This is a genomic window from Aromatoleum toluolicum, from assembly GCF_012911005.2.
Taxonomy (GTDB): Bacteria; Pseudomonadota; Gammaproteobacteria; order Burkholderiales; family Rhodocyclaceae; genus Aromatoleum; species Aromatoleum toluolicum.
Genome location: NZ_WTVS01000173.1, coordinates 1 through 1,553, shown reverse-complemented (window position 1 = coordinate 1,553; position 1,553 = coordinate 1). Strand labels below are relative to the sequence as shown.

Sequence of the window (1,553 nt, the reverse complement as noted above, 5' to 3'; positions counted from 1 at the left end):
CTAGCAGCCTGTCGGACTATCGCCCGGTAAAATGCCGTGTCACCCTTGGAGCCTGACTGCGTGAGCCGCTTCCGCCCGATCGACCGCCAAACGGACTACCTGCTGCCGCCGTCGGTGCAGGACTGGCTACCCGAATCGCACCTGGCGCGCTACGTGGTCGATGTGGTCGACGGGCTGGACCTGTCGGAACTGGAGCGAGCCTACGCCGGCCGTGGAAGCGACGCCTACCATCCGGCGCTGCTGCTGTCGCTGCTGATCTACGGCTACGCGACGGGGACGCACTCGAGCCGCAAGATCGAGCGGGCCACCTACGATTCGCTGGCCTTCCGCTTCATCGCCTGCGACCAGCACCCGGACCATGACACCTTGGCGAGCTTCCGGCGCCGCTTCGGCGAGCAGTTCGCCGATATCTTCGTGCAGGTACTGCAAGTGGCGCGTGAGAATCGGCTCTCGCGCTTTGGCACGGTGAGTCTGGACGGCTCCAAGATCCACGCCCACGCCAGTCGGCACAGCGCGCTCTCCTACGGACACGCCGAAAAGATCGAAGCCCAGCTCAAGGCCGAAGTGCAGGAAATGCTCAAGCTGGCCGAAGCGGCCGATCAAAGCAGCGTGCCCGAAGGCGTGGATCTGCCGGCGGAAATTGCGCGTCGCGAAGCGCGGCTGGCCGCCATCGCCGCCGCCAAGGCCAAGATCGAGGCGCGCGCCGCCGAACGCTTCGCGCACGAGCAGGCCGAGTACGAGGCCAAGATGGCCAAACGCCAAGCCAAGCAGGCGGCCACGGGCAAGAAGCCCGGTGGCAAGCCCCCCAAGCCGCCCCAGGCGGGTCCGGGCGCCGAGGACCAGATCAATCTCACCGACGAGGACTCGCGCATCATGAAAGTGGCCGGCGGCGGCTTCGAGCAGTGCTACAACGCCCAGGCGGTGGTCGATACCGAATCGATGCTGGTGATGGTCCCCCACGTCACCCAGGCGGGCAACGACAAGGAGCAGGTCGAACCGATGCTGACGCGCATCGGCGCCTTGCCCGAAGGGCTCAATCGGCCCGAACAACTGCTGGCCGACACCGGTTTCTTCAGCGAACGCAACGTCCAGTGCTGCCAGGACGCCGGGGTCGAACCGCTGATCGCCGTGGGGCGTGATGAGCACCATCCCGATTGGCGCAGCCGCTTCGACGAACCCGCGCCGCTCGAGCGCTCAGCCAGCCACGTCGAACAGATGAAGCACGCCCTCAAGACCCGCGCGGGCCGCGCGGCCTACGCGCTCAGGAAACAGACGGTAGAGCCGGTGTTCGGCATCATCAAGTCAGTGATGGGCTTCCGCCAGTTTCTGCTGCGGGGCTTGGACAACGTGTGCAACGAATGGACCCTGGTGTGCCTGGCGTGGAACTTCAAGCGCATGGCCGTATTGCGTCCGCAGTGAGAAAAAAGGACAGGGGCATTGTGATTTCGAACAAAAACCGCCGATTGGAGCCTGAAATGCCCATCGTCTCTCACAATGTGAAATCAATCCCTCGGCCGCGGTGCCCGCGAGCTTGAAGTCCGACAGGCTGCTAG

At 65.0% G+C, this 1,553-nt stretch carries 1 protein-coding gene; it reads left to right on the top strand.

From position 1 onward, the window contains the following. Positions 1-60: 60 nt before the first annotated feature. Positions 61-1,419 (top strand): IS1182 family transposase, encoded by a 1,359-nt coding sequence (locus tag GPA27_RS28215; RefSeq protein ID WP_050417858.1) that lies wholly within the window; start codon positions 61-63, stop codon positions 1,417-1,419. Positions 1,420-1,553: the final 134 nt, after the last annotated feature.